Below are 17,448 nucleotides of genomic sequence, written 5' to 3' on the forward strand. Positions count from 1 at the left end.
ATCTACTTGAACAACTCAGTTGATCTACTTGAACAACTCACGGGCGATAATGGTACGCTGAATCTGCGATGTGCCTTCGTAGATCTGGTAGATCTTGGCGTCGCGCATCAGTTTTTCCACCGGGTATTCGGCGCTGTAGCCGTAGCCGCCAAAAACCTGCACCGCGTCGGTGGTGGTCTTCATCGCCATGTCGGCGCAGAACGCCTTGGCAAACGCCGATTCCTTGGCGTTAGGCTGGTGCTGATCGGCCAGCCAGGCTGCTTGCCAGGTCAACAGACGGCCAGCATGGATGTTCATCGCCATATCGGCCACCATGAAGCTGATGCCCTGGTAGCTGGCGATGGCATGACCAAACGCCTTGCGCTCCTTGGCATACTTGATCGCTTCCTCCATGGCCCGGCGTGCCACGCCGACCGCGCCGGCCGCCACGGGCGGGCGTGATTTATTGAAGACCTCCATGGCCACCTTGAAACCGGCGCCCTCAGGCCCGATGCGGTTGGCCGCCGGCACTTCCACATCTTCCATAATCACTTCGCTCGTCCAACTGGCGTGCTGGCCCATCTTCTCGATCGGCTTGCTCGTCTTGACGCCCCAGCCGCGTTCGACGATGAAGAAATTCAGCCCGCGGTGACCGCCGGATGGGTCCACTTTGGCCAGCACCACGAACAGATCGGCCACCGGGCCGTTGGTGATCCAGGTCTTGGTGCCGTTGAGGACATACGTGTCTCCGCGCCGCGCGGCCACCGTCTTGATGCCGGCCACATCAGAGCCGGCGCCTGGCTCGGTGACGCAATAGGCAGGCATTTTTTGCTTGTCCATCACCCAACCGCCCAGGTACTGCATCTTTTGCTCTTCACTGCCGCCGATGATGATCGGCAGGCAGGCGAGTTGGTTGAGCATGGTTGCCGTCTGAATCCCGGAGCAGGCCCAGGCCAGTTCCTCGGCCACGATGCACTCCTCCAGGACGCCCACGCCCGGCCCGCCATAGGCTTCGGGCACGTTCAGGTTCATGAGACCGATTTCCTGGGCCTTCTTGATGATCGGCCAGGGAAATTCGCCGCTCTTATCGAAGTGTTCGACAACGGGCAGAATGTCTTTGACCGCAAAGTCGTGCGCCAGGTCGCGCAGCATGCGCTGCTCATCGGTCAGGGTAAAGTCAATCATGGTGAAGCCTCCACAACTGTGTCATAGATCGCCGTTGATCGCAAGATCACACGGTGGGCAAAAAACGAAGGGTAACACGCGGCATTTTGATGACGCCCCGCGTCATCAGTTTACCATACAACGCGCGCATTTGGCAACTTCGGGCCGCCAGAATTCCAAAGGTCATGATCTGCGACACTCTGCCCGCCGACCTACGGCCTATTTTTACTTCTGGGCAAACATGCTACAATACGCCTCACCATCTGCGCAGAGCGGACGACTGCAAGTCGCTGCGACGATTGCGATGCCCACCTTCGTGGACCAGGCATCCAAATTGAAACGCACCCTGTTGTGACTGCGGATGGGCGGCTCCCAGCTGGATCATCGTTGTCGGAAGGTTGTCGAAAAGGAAAACCTATGTTGAGGAAATCTGCTTTCGTTGCGCTCGGAGCCGTCTTGGCTGTCGCCTGCGTGCTCACCTTGTTCGCCCTTTGGTCTGGCCTCTGGTCGCCGCGTTCGCCAATGTTGTTGGCTGCCGCGCCCCACGCTCTCTCCATCGGCCTGCAACCGGCCGTCACCACCACCTCGCTCAACGCCTCGATCACGGTGGATGTGGTCATCACCGATGCCGCTGACCTGGGCGCGTTCGAGTTCACTCTGTCCTATGCACCGGCCGTCGTTGCCGTCACCGATGTGCAGCTTGGCGCCTTCCTGGGCAGCAGCAGTCGCCCGGCCTATGCCCTCGGCCCGCACATTGACAACAACGCCGGCACGGTCTCCTTCGGCGGCTACACGCTGGGCGCAACGCCGTCTGGCCCCAACGGCGCTGGCGTGCTGGCTACCATCACCTTTCACGCGTTGGGCCTCGGCAGCAGCGACCTTGTCTTTACCCACAGCCTGATCACCGATCGCCTCGCGACTGTTCAGGCGGTGACGACGCAGCCCGGCCAGATCATTGTGTCTGGCGCGACGCCAACGCCAACGATACCGCCGACATCCACCCCAACACCAACGGTCGCAGCCACGGCCACGCCGACGCCAACGAGCACCCTCACGCCTGCGCCGAGCGCGACGCCAACCCGCACGCCAACGCGCACGCCTAAACCGACCAAGACCAGGACGCCGACGCGCACCCCCATAGCGACCGCTACAGCGACTCCGGGCACCCCCCCGCCGCCCACCGCGACGTCAACAGCCACGCCATCGCCGGCGCCGTCGGCCACGCCCACCCTGACCCCCACGGCCGGGCCATCGCCCACGCCTACGGTCACGCCGACGCGCACGCCCAAACCGACCAAGACCCCCACCCGCACCGCGACGCCGACGGCCACCCCCACCGACGGGCCGACGCCCACGCCGACCGCCACGGTGCCGGTGCTGAACACCGGTTTCCTCAGTCCGACGGCCAATCAGCCCACGGATGGTGGCGACGCGAACGGTTTCGAGGTGAGTCCGACCAACGCTTACGCCGATGACGGTTTGTTCGCCGCCGATATGGACAGCGGCACCGGTACCAGCACGAGCTGCACGTCGCCGCGCAAGGATCGGCACCTCTACTACAACTTCGATGTGGCATTGCCAGGCGGCGCGACCATCAGCGGCCTGGAGGTACGCCTGGACGCCAAGGCCGATAGCAGCGTGGGTGCGCCCTTCCTGTGCGTGCAGTTGTCAGCCGATGGCGGTGTCACCTGGACCACGCCGCAGGGTACTGGCACGCTGGGCGCGACGGAGGCGACATTCACCGTCGGCGGCAGCGCCAACACCTGGGGTCGTACCTGGACCGTAGCCAACCTGAGCAACGCGAGTTTCCGCATGCGCCTCACCATGGTGGCCGCGGCCGTGGATCGCGACTTCAGCCTGGATTACGTGGCCCTGCGGGTACATTACCATTGATTCGTAGGTCCGGTCTCCTGGCCGGACGACGTTGGCTCAGGGAAGCGACCTCTGTGGCAGAGGACGTCGTCACGCCGGAGGCGTGACCTACTGGTTTCCAGCCTTACCCCGTGACCGGCAGGCCGCTCTCGCGGTCCCAGCCGCGCGCGGCGTAGTATTCATCCATGATCAGGGCAAAGTCGGGCAGCGATCCGGCCGCGCCGCCGCTGGGGCGCGCGTGCGTCAGCAGGCGCGCGGGCAGGGTGTCGTCGGCTGCGCGGATGCCGTAGCGGGTGTTGATCTGCCGCTTCAGGTTGAACAAACGCGCACCCGCGGCCATCACATCGTCCGCTGTCCAACTCCAGCCGGTGGCAGGATTGACGATCGCGGCAATCTGCGCTGGCCCCACGTGTCCCTTGATGATGAACTTGCACAACCCCAACGGATTGTAGACGCTCACATAATCCTGGTAGCGGACAGCAAGGGCGCCTGAGCCGACCTGGCTCAGGCGGTCGGGGTCGTCAGGGAAGTCCAATCCCTCGATGCGCTGCCCGTAGCCCGGCCAGTAGGAGCACGATTCCATATGACAGGCGCCGCGATTGGCGGTGGCGTAGTTCGCCGCCATGGAAAGAAAGGCGCGGGGATCATGGTAGGGCAGCTCCAGGCCTTTGACCGTGATATCAAGATCGGGTGCGGCCAGCGCCGCGGCCAGGCGCTGCACCCCTTCGGCCAGGCGGTCGCCGCAGCCGGTTCGCTGCGCAATGGCGTGGACACAGGCGACGATCGCCGGCGCGTTGCCCCATGCGAGCCGCAGGCCATCGGTGTCAGCCAGGGTGAGCAGGCCGCGCTCGAAGGCCTCGACCGCACAGGCAATCACCGCCGAGGTGGAAATGGTGTCCAGACCGTAGTCATTACACAGATAGTTGATGTGCGCAATGCTGTTCAGGTCGCCATTGAGCAGCAGGCCGCCAAAGCCGCCCAGGGTTTCGTATTCAGGCCCGTGACCCACGGTGCCGGCATAGGCGCCTTCCTGGATGTTTACCGTCTTACCGCAGCCGATGGGGCAGGCGAAGCAGAAGGTGTGTTTATCGTGGATCGTCTCGGAGATTTTCTGGCCGCTGATCTGCGCCGCATCCGGCCAGGTGCCATCCCGCCAGTTGCGCAGCGGCAAATCGCCCACTCGCTCCGCGCCTGGCACCCCGCCCGCTGTCCCCAGTTTGCTCAGGCCAATGGCAAACTCTTTGATGCTGGCATTCTGCGCCTTGACCGTCGCCCTGAAGCCGGCCTCGTCTGCATAGCCGGGTCGCGCCTTGCCCCGTGTGACGATGGCCTTGAGGTTCTTGGAACCCAACAGCGCGCCCATGCCGGTGCGGCCGGCCGTGCGCGCATGTTCGATGCCGCCCTGCATCACGCCGGCAAAACGCACCCGGTTCTCGCCGGCCACGCCAATGCTGGCTATCTGTGCCTTCGGGTCGGTCTCTGCCCGCAGGAGGTCATAGGTTTCATAATGGTTCTTGCCCCACAGGTGGCCGGCAGGCCGAATGTCAGCCCCACCATCGTGGATGTAGAGATAGACCGGTTGGTCGGCGCGGCCGCTGATCACCAGGCCATCCAGCCCGGCAAAGCGCAGCTCCGCGCCCCAGTGTCCGCCCATGTTGGCCTCGCCCCAGATGCCGGTCAGCGGTGAGCGACCGCACCAGGAAGATCGGCAGCCGGTGGGCGCAAAGGTGCCGCTGAGCACACCGTTGAAAATATAGAGTGGGCTGTGCGGGTCATAGGGGTCGCGTGTGGGGTCCATCTCCTGGCTGAAGAGCCAGGCTGCGTAGCCGCTGCCCAACAGCCATTGACGCACGTCGGTCTCCGCGATGGGATGGCGACTGACGCTGCCCGCGGTCAGATCAATGCGCAGATACTGCCCGGCGTAAGGTTGAGTCATGTTGGTTTTCCTCCTGCTGTCATCATGGTAGCCCCTGAACAAGCTTCGGACTCCTGAACGCGCCTGAACGGAAAACGTCATCTGCGCCTGCGGTCAGATTACGCTCGCACCCCACGCTTCCCCGCCACAGGCGATCAGGTGGACGTGGTGTTAGGCCCCGAGCCGTACTCGACCACCCGCTGCCGCAACACACCGCGTGTGTTAGGCGGAGGCGAAGGCAGGCGCTGATGCGAACAATGGCACCACGCGCAGATCGTTAGGCTGCTGCTCAAGCTCCCACAGATCATACACGGCTTGATGCCCCAGCCAGCTTTCAGCACTGCTGCCCAGAGCGATAGACAGGCGCAACGCAATCTCCGGCGTCACGCGCCCGCGGCCGTTCACGATCTTCGATAAGGTCTTGCGGCTCACGCCCATCGCCTGTGCCGCATCCGTGATGCTGGCACCCATCGGATCGAGCCACAACCCCTTGATGATCTCGCCGGGATGGGGGGGATTGACCATTTTCATCATCTCTCAACCCTCAATGATAGTCCTCGTAATCCACAACTTCGGCATCACCCGCCGCAAAACGAAACGTGATGCGCCAATTGGCTTGCACGGTAACTGACCAAGTGCCTTTGCGATCGCCCTTGAGTTCATGGAGCCGCAGCGTCGGGATACGTAGGTCCTCAATGGTTCGGGCTTGCTGCAACTGGGCTAAAATCAGCCGAATGCGGTTGGCATGTTGCGGCTGCATGCCTGCTTTGTTACCGGTGAGGAAAAATAGCTCTAGCCCTTTGTGCGCGAAGCTCTTGATCATGAGACTATTGTAACCTAACACTTCTCGAACTGCAACTCGACGGGTTACGCGCAACGGCCGCATGTGAACTTCAGCGGCGAGTCGTGGGTTGTCCTGGTGGTTTACCCACAGTGTCACAGTGTCGCATAGAACGGTCCAACAAGAAGTTACGATGCAGGCGCCGGTACGAGGCGGGCGCGTGAGCCGCCGGTGAAGAGGAGGCGCGGGTGCCCGCCATCCGGATCAACCAGCCACAGGTCGGAGTTTCCCGCGCCGCGGCGGCGGGCGAAGATCACGCCCTGGTCCAGCAGCAGCCAGACGGCCTGTCCATCGGCCGGGCCACTGCTGACACGCGTCAGGCCCTGGTTGGCGTCCCAACGCCAGATGGCCAGGTTGACATCGGCCAGGCGCCCGCCATCGAAGATGAGGGCGTCCCCGGCGTGGTTCCAGCTCAGCTCGCGCAAGGTCCAACCGACTTCGGTGATCACCTGGCCGGACGCGTCCAGATCGGGCGCGGTCCATAAGGCGAACGGTGTGCCCAGCGCACCGAACGGTTGGGGGCGCGTATCCAGGCCAAGCCAAGCCAGGCGCCCGCTGGCAGGTGCAACGTCGTAGGCCACGACGTTGCGCTGCACAAGCGCGGGATTGCCGTCCTTCTCCAGGCGCCATAGGGCGGGCGCCCGTTCCGACCGCCGCTGACGCAAAAAGAGCAGGCGGTCAGCGGCCAGCCAGGTCGGCTCCAGGTCACGCGTCTCAACGGGCGTGCTCAGGAGCGGCTCCGGGAATTCTTGCCCCAGCCCCACGTGCCAGATTTGAGTGACGGCGGTGTCGGTGTTGCCGTTGTGCCAGACCTGACCGGTGGCGCGTGCGTAGGCCAGACGTGGCGCATCGGTTTCTGCTGACCAGACCAGGTCGGCGAAGGCGTGCTGACCGGACGCCGGCCCGAAATCCTCCTGAGAAAGATTATCCAGGCGATCGAGCGCACGGCTCTGCCCGCTGTTCGAATCGAGCAGGTCCAGGTGGGCCGTGATGACCGCACCCGGCGCGATCTCATACCAGGCAATGGCAACCTGTTTGCCGTCGGCTGTAAGAGCAAAGTCGGTCAGGCCAGCTACTGCGGCATTGTTGATCGTCGAAACGGCAGGCAGGTCGGTGAGTTGTGTTTGGCGCCCATCGGTGATGGTTGACCACAGATTGCCATCATCGCCGATGACGAACAGACGATAACGCTGGGCGCTTGCGGTGGCGATAGCGCCCGGGTCGCTGACATCCACCCTGAAGAGGCGCGACGTGGACCCGCGGCTGCCCCAGGTGATTGTGACGATCAGGGTGTAGCTGCCGGCCGGCAGGTCAGCACGCCAGGAGGCAGAAGCGGCCGGCGTCAGCGGAAATTCGTCCAGCGGCGCACGCTGCCGCGGCTCCGAGATCGTGAGCAGGATCGCGGTGGGGGTGATGGTCGCCGCTGTGGTGAAGGTGAGGGCGGCGCCGCGTTGAATGGCTGCCACCTCGGCCGGTGTCACCCAGTTCAGGCTGACGCAGCCGATGTCCCAGCAATAATCGCTCTGCACACCCTGAAAACGACGATCGCCGGCCTGCATGGAGAGCGCCGGCGGAGTTTGCTCCAGCGCGCGCGACGTCGGCGCCGCCGTGCGTTCGGCAACAGGGACCTGGCGTTCGTCAGTTTGGAGTGTTTCGGGCAGCAAGGCATAGGCGCCGTTGCGCGGCAGGATGACCAGGTCAACACTGGCGCTGATTTCAGTCGCGCCCCGATAGATCACCAGCTTGACGTGGATCGTGCCACGTTCCGTGGGCAGTGGAGCCTGCCCCAGCGCCTGTCGCGCCGCACGCTTGGGGTCGAGCACGATGGGGCCACTGTCGGTGTTCCCGCGGCCACTGTTTTCCGGTGCGACCGTAACGGCAAAGCGCTCGAATGTGGTCGTTCGGCTGCGGCCCTGCGAATCAAAATAGGCAACGGCGACCGCGGCGTTGTCGGCGCGCGTCTCCAGACGCACACTGAAGTCGTCGGCCACGCGCAGAATTTCCGCCGGCAGCGTCAGCGGGGTCTGCGCCGGTGCTCGATTGCAGGCCGCCAACAGCAGCAGGGTCAGGACAGCCAGGACAGGACGCCAAGCGGCACGCCTGGGCTGCGCAGGCATCCTGGGTGAATTCTGTCGTCTTAGGAACCCGGCCGCGTGGGGTGGCCGGGCATGGCGTTGATGGTTCATTACCTCGATTCTAACAGATTCGTGCGGGGATGGCAACTGCACTTGGCGTCGCGGGCGCTCTATGCTATGATGGCCGTGGCAGCAGTCGCCCCATGGGCTGCCAGAAGGGACCTTTGAGCCAACGATGAGCATTGACGACCGCCGCCCCATGAGCCGCCGCAGTTTCCTGCTTGGGGGTATGGCCCTGACCGGATTGGCCCTGCTCGAAGCGTGCCGCCCGCGTGGCACGCCGCCTCCCACCCCCACTCCCACCAAGACCCCCCGTCCTGGCACGCCAGCCGCGCCGGCGGTCACCGCTACCCCTACGCTGCCGCCGTCTGTCACCCCTGCGCCCACCGCAACCCGGCCTGTCGCCCCGCCGACCGCGACACCGACGCCACCCGCCACCCCGTTCCCACCTGGCCCGCCCTCTAAGTTGGGCCTCTTTGTCACGCGCAATGACCCTGAGATCTTCCGCCTGCTGGAGACCGGTAACGTCGCGCTCATCAAGACGTTAGAGCACGATGCTGGTTTTGTCACGGATCTGAAGAAACTTTCGGCCAACACGCTGATTGTGGGGCGCCCGACCTTCCTGGGGCAGGCTGACCTGGACAACATGGATCCGCTGGCCGCCGCTCGTCAGTTCGTGGAGCAACTGCTGCCCCTGGCCACGGACGAACGACGCCGCGCGGCCTACGCCGGCTGGGAAGCCTTCAACGAACCGGTCCCCAACAGCATCGAGCAGATGCAGCGCCTGGCCGTTTTCGAGGCGGAGCGCACCCGCCTGCTGGGCGAGCAAGGCATTCGTTCGGTGGTGGGCAATTTTGGTGTCGGTCAGCCCCCGTTGGAACTGTGGCCGCACTTTTTCCCCGCGCTGGAGGCCGTTGCGACCCATCACGGCTACCTGGGACTGCATGAGTACTCTGCGCCTGACATTTGGTTTGGCACGGGCAAAAGCCAGCGCCAGGCCACGGCCGATCAGGCAGATGAAGGCTGGCTGACGCTGCGCTATCGCAAGGTTTATCGCACCTACCTGGAGCCGGCCGGCCTGGCGGTGCCGCTGCTGATCACCGAGTGTGGAGTGGATGGCCTGGTGCAGAATCGCCCCGGCCCGGAGGGAAACGGTTGGCGCGACTTCGTGGACTTTTGGGCCACCGACCTGGGCATGGGCTACGATGGCGCCGGTAATTACATCGAGCAGTTGGCCTGGTATGACGCCGAACTGCGCCTGGATGAGTACGTCGCAGGCGCCGCCATCTATGCCCTGGCCGCGTCTGGCGGCTGGGAATCGTACGAGCTGTTGGGCGAGGCTGCCCAGATTCTGCACCAGTACCTGTCGGTCCACCCGCCGCGCGGTTGACAGGCCAGCGGGTTCGTTGCCCGGGGCGTTTCATCAGGGGCCAGCAGGCAGTTCCTCCCAGTACTTCGCCGGGACCGTGAAACAGGCTGTGTCCGACGCCTTGAAGGTTTCGTGGAAGCTGTCGAGCGTCAGCGTGGACACTTCGGTTAACGGGTGGATCAGCGGAAGTTCTGCCGGATCAAGATGCTCCAATTCCAAGACGGGCCGTGGGTCATCTGGCGCCTGCAAGTCAAGGCTGATAGCGTGTACGTTGTCGGGGTTGGGGCAAATCCGTATGGGGTCTGTCCGTTCGGCTGTACCGAAGTAGCTTACTGCAATGCCGGCCTGTTCGAAGACCAGGAACAGCCGATAGAGGGGATCACCACAATCACGCTCCATGCACAGGTAGGCCACCTGCACTGACACAGCCGATGGCTTGCCTTGGCGGGTAAGCATCTGGCGCAGTGCATACCGCTGCCAGTCGGCGGCGAAAATAGGAGAGTGTACGTAGTTCACAGTCCCACCACTCACGATGGTATCCGCGCTGATGAACATGCCGACCTGACTATCATACCACCTCGCATTGTAGTAGCTCAACCCTTCGCCGCCGGGCAGGCCTTGCTCGTGATATTGACCGGTGAACCGCTTGGTCGTGATGCCGTTGAACGCGCTCCCGCCGCGATTGCCACCGTAGGGATAGTAGAAGTTGCGGCTGTTCACCGTGCCGTTCTGATTCACCAGCACGCTCGTCGAGTGCAACTGGTCGCTCAGCGTGTAGAACACACCATTGTCGGAGGCATAACCGGTGCGACGGATGGCCCCACCTTCGTAGTACTTCGTCACCGCGCCGTTCTGGTATTCGTAGATGCCGGCGATGTAGACGGTCGTCACACCTGCGACGGTCCCTTTGACCCGGTTCCCGTCGGCGTCGTAGAGGAACGTGGCGCTCACCGCGCCGCCGGCCACGCCCAGCAGGCGGTTGTCATAGTCGAAGGCCTGGGTGTAGGCAATTCCGCCAATGGTACGGCTGGTCTGGTTGCCCACGGCGTCATAGCCATACGCGTTGCCGAACGCACCGGTCACGGCGTGTGGCTTCGTGCCGTAGGTGTAGGCGGCGCCATTGTAGCTGGTCAGGTTGCCGATTGCGTTGTAGGCGTAGGTGTGGCTGTATTGACCCACGCCCGCCGCGCTGGTGGCGGCCGATGTTAGCTGGTGCAGCCAGTCGTAATTCGAAGCCACTCCTCATGGAAGGCTCCCCCTTCCTTCTGTCTGATTTTGCCATTCCTCCCAAGTTTTCCAATCCAAAGTATCGGCTTCCCAAGAGGCATACATGGCTATCCCTGCCACCTTGCGTTCGGTCAGGTTGATTTCCGTCAGCGCAGCACAAACTCCAGCCAGCCCAGCGCGCAGGTTTTCAGCCCTCGGGCTATGAGTTCGCGTGACTTCCCGCGAAACGGATATCCCAAGTATCAACTGAGTTGGCGAGTTGACAAGCGCCTTGTTTAAGCCGCGCACTTGCTCCCGCATCCAGAACCGATACAGCGCAGTGCTAGGCATAGTGCTGTCATAGGCCATGACCACAATCTGGTCCGCACGCATGGCTACAGCTCGCAAGTATTCGCCATTCCACCCGTACTCTCGAACCAACGGCAGCCGGCTCAATATCGCGGGCTGCCAGTGGTTTCCTGCTACACTCAGAAGACGTGATGTGCCGATAGCCGTCCTGACCTCCTCTAGCAGTCGCAAGTAGTCGGTATTGCCGTTGGCCACGGGTTCAATGTCAAGATGGACACCATCAAATCCGGTTTCTGCTGTCAAGTAGGTTGCGAAGTCCACGACTTTCTGCCGCGCGCTCGGGTCTGCCAGGTTAACACAACCACGCATCCCAAGAGGTAGTGTGTTGCGCACAGGTATGCCGATCCAGGCAAGTAAACGGATATGCTTATCGAAGCGGCGAAAGGTGCTTACGAATTCGGCAGCGTGCGAGAAGGAGGGGCTGAACGTGCCGTCAGGGCGGACGTATGAAACGAAGGGAAACAGGTAGCGCAGATGCCGTGCTGTCGTGTCGGCTGCCAGTTGCCCTACCACTTCGCTATCGGTGACGCGCGATGTCCAATCCACACTCAGCCAGGCAGCATTCTCGTGCAGAGGATATCCAGGCATCGTGCAGTTGGTTGGGACCCAGACATACCTTAACAGCATCAAGACCACCAACAAGGCTGCAGCAAACTCCATCAGCGGGCCGTGCCTGGGCCAAATACCGCTCATCTTGGATCGTCCCAGCATCGGACGCGTGGAAAGCTTCCACTTGGCTCGGCCATCTCAACCATACGACTGTGATTGGGCAGCGGAAAATGCCCCGCACGGACGACTCTTACGGGAAAGGACCGGTACATTTATTGGCCATGATCGTGAGCACGTAGGCCGTAGCGCGACTCTGGCGTGCTTCTTGAAAGTCCTTTCCCGGCTTGGAGTCGGCCGGCAGATACTTGGGTTCATATTCGATTGCAACCATTTTGTCAAGTACTAATCCGCTTCTTTGCCATGAAAAGGCCCCTGACTCCCGCGCGTCGATGATCTTCCACTTAGAGCCAAGCCGTTGAGTGTAGTAGTCTTGGATTTCTGGTCTGCTAAGGGATGAGCCGACTACGCACGTTATCGAAGCACTTACACAAATCTTGGCGTTATTGCCGCCTCCAGAAAAATACGGCTCACTCATGCAGACACTCTGTGGGGGGAAGGCTATTCTCAGTAGCTGCATCACCTCATACCGCGCACTTTCTTCACGTAAGCAGTTACGTGCTAGTATTAGCACTACTACCAACACTGCCACTACAGTCAGGCTTATCCATTGGAGTTTACGCATTGCACTACTCCTACGCAATTATTCCTTTACACAGAGCGAAATCAAGGCGTGAAGATTTCTGAAAAGGCGTCAAGCCACGGTGAAGCTTCCTCCCCTACGCCCCTCGCATCAATATAGGTGCTCGTCTGGTAGTATTCGAGCGTGCCATTACTCTTTTTCAGAAATGGCTCAAGACCTTGATTGTACGCCGCCCGAACGATCTGCATGTCAACTTTGAGCATGTCGGAGCTACGTGAGTTCCCGCTGCCCGGTGTGTCACCCATGCGCAAGTCGGCTAACCCCTTGAGGTATGCGGCAGCAAACTGTACGCTCCTGTCGAAGTCAAGAGACTGCACCGCAGCATCAAACGCGGTAGAAGGCACCGAGACCGATGCCGCTCTGAGCGTGGGCACGGTGATGCTGGGGTTGAGTACCGCACTCGGCTTGACTTTAGCAGGACCAAAACTCTGATCTCTCCCTATCATTTTCTGCCCTATCGCCGCCATCAGTTTGTCAAAAAGCCCACATTTCTGAGCACACCGTCCAGCGGTTGCCACTGCGCCATCTTCTACATCGTCCTTCACCGTACGGCTGTTCATTTCTGCGTACATGCTGGCTGCGAGCAGTTGAGGTGGCAGCTTGAACCGCGTGGCCTCTCGTCCGATTGCTCGGATAAACTGCTCAGTAATAATGCTTGTCTTGAGTGTGTATCGCTGGGCAACATACTGGATCGTGTAGTTGTTGGGTTTGCTCCCCAGCCGACAACTGCTGTCGGCCAATCCACAATCCACGCTATGACCCGTCGGATCGATGTACCGCAGCGGAGTTACATCAACATACTACCCCCGAAGCGGTTACAGATCTGCGGCATGTGCGGATCGTGCAGCCACATCACCCCTTGCGCGGACAGATCGTCAAGGTGCTGCGAAACGGTCGGCGTCCGCATGCGGATGAACCATGCTGGCTCATCGAGACGGACGCAGGCGCCCGGCAGCTTGTGCCACAAGCCTGGTGTCGTGCGGTTGAGGACAGCGTGAATTTCTCGCCGATAATCTCGGCCGACCTCCCCCCTGTACACGTGACAATCTTGCGCCAACTGGCTATCATGGTGTGCGAACTCTCTCGTAAGGAGGAAACGCACCATGTCCCAGTCACACTCACTAGCCCCGCAGTCCACCTCACCCCAACAACCTCCTCCCTCTATCAGGAGTCAGGATGTCTGGCTGAGTCTGCCTCATTGCCGGCAGAAGCAGGCTGTGCTGATTCTGGCACAAATCCTTGTCAAGGTCAAGCAGATGGAGGCCAGCCATGACCAGCCCGACTAAGATTCAACCCGGCCATCTGGCTCGTCAAGCCGTGGTCTACATTCGCCAGTCCACTCCCGGTCAGGTCAAAGAGCACCTGGAGAGTCAGGACCTGCAATACCAGCTCGCCCAACGCGCTGTCAGCCTCGGTTGGCCCGCAGAGCAGGTGCAGATCATTGACGATGACCTGGGCAAATCCGGCATCTCCAGCGCCGAGCGCACCGGCTTTCAGACGTTGGTTAGCGCCGTTGGTCTCGCCCAGGTTGGCATCATTTTGGTCACCGATGTCTCGCGCCTGGCCCGCAACTGCGCTGACTGGTATAGGCTTCTCGATCTGGCCTCTCTCTGCGCCACCCTGATCTCCGATTCCGCCGGAATCTACGACCCGCGCCTGTTCGATGACCGTCTGCTGCTCGGCCTCAAGGGCACCTTTGCCGAAGCCCAGTGGTACAACATGCGCACCCATCTGACCGCCGCACTCTTCAACAAAGCCAGACGCGGCGAACTTGCCTTACGCCTGCCGGTGGGGTATGATCGGCTTGCAGATGGCCGAGTCGTGCTGGCCGCCGACCGCCAGGTGCAGGACGCCATCCGCCTGGTCTTTGCGCTCTTTCGCCAATTGGGCAGTGCGCACCGCATCCTGCACTACTGCCACGACCACCAACTGACCCTGCCGTACCTGACATCTGATGGGTTAGGGGGGCGCCTGGTGGCGTGGCGGCCGGCCGATTTCACCACCATCTACCAGATCTTGAAACGTCCCATCTATGCTGGCGTCTATGCCTATGGTCGTACGCAGGGTCAACACCTGCCGGGCAGTCAGGGCAAAGTGCGCCGGCAGCGCTTGCCGCAGGAAAAGTGGATTGTGCTCAAACCCGACGCTCACGAGGGCTACATCACCTGGGCTGAGTACCAGGAGAATCAAAAACAACTGGCCGAAAATCGTCAGTTGTCGCCCATGGCTGCCGCCGGACCGGCGCGGGAAGGGTTGGCCTTGCTGCAAGGCATCGTCTTGTGCGCTCGCTAGCCGCCCGCTGCGCCCGTGCCCGCAACAAGCCGATCTACGTCTGCGAGGCGCTCAGCCAAGCCCTGGCCCAGCCTCGCTGCCAACGTTTCGGCGTGACGCACGTGGATGCCGCCGTCACCGAGCTTCTGTTAGCCGCCGTGCAACCGGCTCAACTCGAATTGGCGTTGGTCGCCAGCCAACAGGCCGAGGCTGAACGTCAACAGTTACAGCGCCATTGGCTGGAGCGCCTGGAACACGCCCGCTACGAGGCCACCCTCGCCCGTCGGCGCTACGAACAGGTGGACCCAGACAACCGCCTGGTCGCCGCCGAGTTGGAACGACGGTGGGAAGAACAACTCGTCGCTGTTCGAATGGTCGAGCGGGCCTGGACCGAACTGCAAGCCACAGCGCCTCTGCCACTCAGCAGCGCTGAACAGGCACAAATCCGCCGTCTGGCCGCAGATCTGCCTGCCCTCTGGCATGCGCCGACCACAACGAACGCCGACCGCAAACGCCTGCTGCGCTGCTTGATCAAAACCGTGACCCTCGACAGCTTCAGTCAGGTTGGCTTTACCCGCATCCAGGTGCTGTGGCAGACCGGCGCCGCCACCGAGGTGACAGTCCCACGCCCGCGTCCCGGCTGTCGCACGCCCCAACCGGTGCTGGCTCGGCTACGGGAGCTTGCCGCGACGGAGCCGGACTATCGGATCGCCGAAATCCTGAACGCCGAAGCGCGGCAGACGGCGACGCATCACGCCTGGACGAAGGAGAACGTGCGTCAGACGCGCATCAAGTATCGCATCCCCACCGCGTGCGGCCCCTACGCCAGGCAACCCGGCCCGCGTGGAGATGGGTTGTTCTCGGCAGCCGAGGCGGCGCAACAACTCAACGTCTCGCCGGGCATGATCTGCGACTGGTATCGCCGCGGCCGACTGGTGGGTGAACAGCGTCAACCCCATGCCCCGCTCTGGGTGCGCCTGACAGAGGCGGATCACCACCGCTACAGCGGCGCCGCACCCCTGACCCCGGATTTGATCCTCGAGGCCGACGCACCGTCCGCCTTTGGGCCTCAGTCCTGAGCAGATTCGCCAGCAGGCGCAGGCGGGTACCCTGCTCACCTATCGTATCTGGCACAATCACGTCTGGCGCTGGTACATCCAGCGGCCACCCCAACCCATCCCCAATCCCACACTCACTTGAGGTGCATTATGCTGACGTCAGCGGATTCCCGCCGGCGTAGGCGTACCTGTTAAACGACTGCGGCGCGAGCGGACTCGGCACGATCGTATCATCACAATGCCCTCCTAACCTTGCAGATTAGTATCACGCCTGGATCTGCAGGGCGATCTCAATGCTGGATCATCCCTGAATCCATGCTGTTGTCATCTGGGTCGCGGGTCCGTATTCGGCTTCGATCTGACCGGTATGCAGTCGGCGGTAGACCACTAGGGCCTGACGCCCAGGCGTTGCGCCAGTGCGGGGACGGTACGATATCCCTCGCACGACCGATAGAGGACCGGTTCGGTCGAGCCACCTGTATGCATGCCGAATCGTCGTTACGGCATCCTCCGCCACATCGCTGCGCCGCGCTGAGTGGAAGCCCTCCCGACTCAGTTGCGCCGCAATCTGGGTGTCGTCCAGGCCCTGCGCATGCAATGCGCCCACTCGTTCCACCATCGCCGCATAGCCGTTGACGGTCGTTTGTACGCCGACCGGCGTCTGCACTTCAAGTCGGTGTAGTGGCGGAGAGCCACACGATGCGCACATGCACCCGGTCGGCTATGTCTCGTCTCAGGATCACCCGCTCGACCAGGCTGTGCAGCAGGGTTTTGCGCTGTGCGGGTGTGCAACCTTCCCATACTGCGGGCAGGTGCGCCGAGAGGTGACAAGTGCTCACGCAGCTCGGGCGTGATCTTCTGCGGCGCACTGTTGCGTTCACGCCAGCGCTGCGCCGTTTCCTCGACGTTGCGTAACTGGCGTAGCTTTTCCTCCCAGCGCCGCTCCAGTTCGCCCGCCACCAGTCGGTTCTCCGGCTCGACCTGGCTGTACTGCCGCTGCGCCGCTGCGCTTCGTACTCGGCTTGCTTGACCTGTGCGGCCCATTGCGCCGTCAGCTGTTCCTGTTCTGTGCGCTGTGCCGCTAATACCTCTGCCAGTGACGTCGAGGTTGGCCGGGCGCAGGGCCGCAAAGAAGGCTTGTGTGACCGCCGCGTCCACCCTGGGCCCGTGAATCGTGGGACAGGCCGCCGCCGTACCGGCGCCGCATGTTCTGGCACGGGTAGTGGTGATAACCTTCTTTGTACATCACTTGACGATGGTAGCCGCAGTGTCCGCACACACCGCCAGTCCTTGCAGCAAACCAGGCCCTTCCCGTGTTGCGCCCACCGCGCGTAAGATCTGGCACCGCCGGTGCGCTTCCATTCGGACCAACTGCGCCTGGTTCGCTTCGTACTGCGCCCACGTAATGTAGGCCGGGTAGACGTCGCCCACAATGGCGATCCATTCTCTTGCCGCCGACGCCCCCGCACGGCTGGCGGTTGCCCCGGCGTGTGGCGCCTTCGCCCATACAAACGCACCTGCATAGGCCGGATTGCGCACGATCTCGTAGATCGCCGTGTCTGTTGGTGGCTTCCACACGATCTCCGCGCACTGCTCCTACGGCTGGCGGCGCGGTAGCAGCAGTTCTCCGCGCCGCAGGTGGTGCAACACCTGCCCGCAACTCCCCAATTCGGCGATTTTGCCAGCACCAACTCGATGCTCCCGCACCCGCTCGTCGGGTCTTTCTCCACCCGCCCGTCGGCGGCCCGTCCCAGTCCGTCGGCAACACCTGGCGGTACGCTCCCCGTTCCACTTGCCGCACCGTCCCTCTTCCAATCGTTGCTTCCAGAATGCCGGAGTTCTGCCTCACTCATTGTCCCCTTCCAGTCCCAACAAGAGCCGGTCGTTGAATTGCGGCGGATGGTGACCCGCCGTCGTGGGTCGGCAATCAGCGTGTCGCATACAGCCGCCAAGTCAAGCA

General features: G+C 62.3%; 15 protein-coding genes. 4 read left to right on the top strand and 11 right to left on the bottom strand.

The window, feature by feature from the left end; translation table 11 throughout:
* Positions 1-24: 24 nt before the first annotated feature.
* On the bottom strand, positions 25-1,164 hold the full coding sequence (locus tag IPM84_04325) for an acyl-CoA dehydrogenase family protein (GenBank protein MBK9091996.1): 1,140 nt from the start codon (positions 1,162-1,164) through the stop codon (positions 25-27).
* 396 nt (positions 1,165-1,560) lie between these two features.
* Here IPM84_04325 and IPM84_04330 point away from each other — a divergent pair, with 396 nt between their 5' ends.
* Complete coding sequence (locus IPM84_04330; protein ID MBK9091997.1) at positions 1,561-3,036, top strand: hypothetical protein; 1,476 nt, start codon at positions 1,561-1,563, stop codon at positions 3,034-3,036.
* Positions 3,037-3,139: 103 nt separating this feature from the next.
* Here the strand turns inward: IPM84_04330 and IPM84_04335 are convergent, their stop codons facing one another.
* From IPM84_04335 to IPM84_04350, 4 genes are all read right to left on the bottom strand, one after another.
* Positions 3,140-4,951 carry an aldehyde ferredoxin oxidoreductase family protein gene (locus tag IPM84_04335; protein MBK9091998.1) on the bottom strand — a complete coding sequence of 604 codons (1,812 nt, stop codon included), beginning with the start codon at positions 4,949-4,951 and terminating at the stop codon, positions 3,140-3,142.
* A gap of 201 nt (positions 4,952-5,152) precedes the next feature.
* Positions 5,153-5,461, bottom strand: a complete 309-nt coding sequence (locus tag IPM84_04340) for a HigA family addiction module antidote protein (protein ID MBK9091999.1) — start codon at positions 5,459-5,461, stop codon at positions 5,153-5,155.
* A 13-nt stretch (positions 5,462-5,474) separates the two neighbouring features.
* Complete coding sequence (locus IPM84_04345; protein ID MBK9092000.1) at positions 5,475-5,753, bottom strand: type II toxin-antitoxin system RelE/ParE family toxin; 279 nt, start codon at positions 5,751-5,753, stop codon at positions 5,475-5,477.
* Between the two features lie 146 nt (positions 5,754-5,899).
* Positions 5,900-7,888, bottom strand: coding sequence for a hypothetical protein (locus IPM84_04350; protein MBK9092001.1), 1,989 nt, complete (start codon positions 7,886-7,888; stop codon positions 5,900-5,902).
* A gap of 193 nt (positions 7,889-8,081) precedes the next feature.
* Here IPM84_04350 and IPM84_04355 point away from each other — a divergent pair, with 193 nt between their 5' ends.
* Positions 8,082-9,296: a hypothetical protein gene (locus tag IPM84_04355; GenBank protein MBK9092002.1), complete on the top strand. Its 1,215-nt coding sequence runs from the start codon at positions 8,082-8,084 to the stop codon at positions 9,294-9,296.
* A gap of 33 nt (positions 9,297-9,329) precedes the next feature.
* Here the strand turns inward: IPM84_04355 and IPM84_04360 are convergent, their stop codons facing one another.
* The 4 genes from IPM84_04360 to IPM84_04375 all read right to left on the bottom strand — a co-directional run bounded on the left by IPM84_04360 (position 9,330) and on the right by IPM84_04375 (position 13,126).
* Positions 9,330-10,514: a hypothetical protein gene (locus IPM84_04360; protein MBK9092003.1), complete on the bottom strand. Its 1,185-nt coding sequence runs from the start codon at positions 10,512-10,514 to the stop codon at positions 9,330-9,332.
* Positions 10,515-10,517: 3 nt separating this feature from the next.
* Entirely contained in the window at positions 10,518-11,543 is a 1,026-nt protein-coding gene (locus IPM84_04365; protein ID MBK9092004.1) for a hypothetical protein, read from the bottom strand.
* Between the two features lie 639 nt (positions 11,544-12,182).
* Complete coding sequence (locus IPM84_04370; GenBank protein ID MBK9092005.1) at positions 12,183-12,899, bottom strand: hypothetical protein; 717 nt, start codon at positions 12,897-12,899, stop codon at positions 12,183-12,185.
* Between the two features lie 47 nt (positions 12,900-12,946).
* Entirely contained in the window at positions 12,947-13,126 is a 180-nt protein-coding gene (locus IPM84_04375; protein MBK9092006.1) for a hypothetical protein, read from the bottom strand.
* Positions 13,127-13,428: 302 nt separating this feature from the next.
* On the opposite strand from IPM84_04375, the gene IPM84_04380 reads away from it, so the two are divergent.
* Both IPM84_04380 and IPM84_04385 read left to right on the top strand, forming a co-directional pair.
* Positions 13,429-14,451, top strand: a complete 1,023-nt coding sequence (locus IPM84_04380; protein ID MBK9092007.1) for a recombinase family protein — start codon at positions 13,429-13,431, stop codon at positions 14,449-14,451.
* Entirely contained in the window at positions 14,439-15,509 is a 1,071-nt protein-coding gene (locus IPM84_04385) for a hypothetical protein (protein ID MBK9092008.1), read from the top strand. Before IPM84_04380 ends, IPM84_04385 begins: the two co-directional genes overlap by 13 nt.
* Positions 15,510-16,156: 647 nt before the next feature.
* On the opposite strand, the gene IPM84_04390 is transcribed toward IPM84_04385, so the two are convergent.
* Entirely contained in the window at positions 16,157-16,327 is a 171-nt protein-coding gene (locus IPM84_04390) for a hypothetical protein (GenBank protein MBK9092009.1), read from the bottom strand.
* Between the two features lie 406 nt (positions 16,328-16,733).
* On the bottom strand, positions 16,734-17,066 hold the full coding sequence (locus IPM84_04395; protein MBK9092010.1) for a recombinase family protein: 333 nt from the start codon (positions 17,064-17,066) through the stop codon (positions 16,734-16,736).
* Positions 17,067-17,448: the final 382 nt, after the last annotated feature.

This window comes from Candidatus Amarolinea dominans, assembly GCA_016719785.1.
Taxonomy (GTDB): Bacteria; Chloroflexota; Anaerolineae; order SSC4; family Amarolineaceae; genus Amarolinea; species Amarolinea dominans.

Bases quoted from the DNA above. Each gene is read 5' to 3' on its own strand.
- IPM84_04325 (MBK9091996.1), bottom strand. From the start codon at position 1,164: ATGATTGACTTTACCCTGACCGATGAGCAGCGCATGCTGCGCGACCTG.
- IPM84_04330 (MBK9091997.1), top strand. From the start codon at position 1,561: ATGTTGAGGAAATCTGCTTTCGTTGCGCTCGGAGCCGTCTTGGCTGTC.
- IPM84_04335 (MBK9091998.1), bottom strand. From the start codon at position 4,951: ATGACTCAACCTTACGCCGGGCAGTATCTGCGCATTGATCTGACCGCG.
- IPM84_04340 (MBK9091999.1), bottom strand. From the start codon at position 5,461: ATGAAAATGGTCAATCCCCCCCATCCCGGCGAGATCATCAAGGGGTTG.
- IPM84_04345 (MBK9092000.1), bottom strand. From the start codon at position 5,753: ATGATCAAGAGCTTCGCGCACAAAGGGCTAGAGCTATTTTTCCTCACC.
- IPM84_04350 (MBK9092001.1), bottom strand. From the start codon at position 7,888: ATGCCTGCGCAGCCCAGGCGTGCCGCTTGGCGTCCTGTCCTGGCTGTC.
- IPM84_04355 (MBK9092002.1), top strand. From the start codon at position 8,082: ATGAGCATTGACGACCGCCGCCCCATGAGCCGCCGCAGTTTCCTGCTT.
- IPM84_04365 (MBK9092004.1), bottom strand. From the start codon at position 11,543: ATGAGCGGTATTTGGCCCAGGCACGGCCCGCTGATGGAGTTTGCTGCA.
- IPM84_04380 (MBK9092007.1), top strand. From the start codon at position 13,429: ATGACCAGCCCGACTAAGATTCAACCCGGCCATCTGGCTCGTCAAGCC.